Raw genomic sequence first — 800 nt, forward strand, 5'->3', positions numbered from 1 at the left:
CCGCGGAGGAGCGCCCAAGGGCGCTCGCGCGGCGTTCGGTAAATGCTTAGACGCGACGCTTCTTGCGCGGGCGGCAGCCATTGTGCGGGATCGGCGTCACATCACGGATCGAGGTGATGGTGAAGCCGGCCGCCTGCAGGGCGCGCAATGCCGATTCACGACCGGAGCCGGGTCCGCAGACCTCGACTTCGAGCATGCGCATGCCGTGTTCCTGGGCCTTCTTGGCAACATCCTCGGCAGCCATCTGGGCAGCGAACGGGGTCGACTTGCGCGAACCCTTGAAGCCCTGGGCACCGGCCGACGACCAGGCAATCGAATTGCCCTGCGCGTCGGTGATGGTGATCATCGTGTTGTTGAAGGTCGAATTGACGTGGGCAACGCCCGACGAGATGTTCTTGCGTTCGCGACGGCGAACACGAGCGGCTTCCTTGGCCATGATAGTCCTTTCAGTTGATCTCTACACCGCCGTAATGCCAGCGGCTCCACCTTGGAAAGCGAGTAGTGAGTAGGGAATAGCGAGTAGGGATCCCTACTCGCTAATGGCTACTCGCTATTCGCTCACTTACTTCTTCTTGCCGGCGATCGACTTGGCCGGGCCCTTGCGGGTGCGCGCATTGGTATGCGTGCGCTGGCCGCGGACCGGCAGCGAGCGGCGGTGACGCAGGCCGCGGTAGCAGCCGAGGTCCATGAGCCGCTTGATGTTCATCGAGACTTCGCGGCGCAGGTCGCCTTCAACCTGGTAATCGCGGTCGATGGTTTCGCGGATCTGCAGCACTTCCGCGTCGGTCAGCTGGTTCTGT

Annotated in this window: 2 protein-coding genes; both read right to left on the reverse strand. The window is 62.9% G+C overall.

Annotated elements, in window-relative coordinates:
* Positions 1-46: 46 nt before the first annotated feature.
* A complete protein-coding gene (rpsK, locus tag EOD15_RS34990; protein WP_006205444.1) occupies positions 47-436 on the reverse strand; it encodes a 30S ribosomal protein S11 in 390 nt (129 codons plus the stop codon).
* A 126-nt stretch (positions 437-562) separates the two neighbouring features.
* On the reverse strand, positions 563-800 hold a 238-nt coding region (gene rpsM / locus EOD15_RS34995; protein ID WP_127409358.1), incomplete at its 5' end, for a 30S ribosomal protein S13.

The organism is Mesorhizobium sp. M7A.T.Ca.US.000.02.2.1, assembly GCF_003996995.1.
Classification (GTDB): domain Bacteria; phylum Pseudomonadota; class Alphaproteobacteria; order Rhizobiales; family Rhizobiaceae; genus Mesorhizobium.

What these genes read in the sequence shown, in the direction of transcription:
- rpsK (WP_006205444.1), bottom strand. Translation starts at nt 436, where the DNA reads ATGGCCAAGGAAGCCGCTCGTGTTCGCCGTCGCGAACGCAAGAACATC.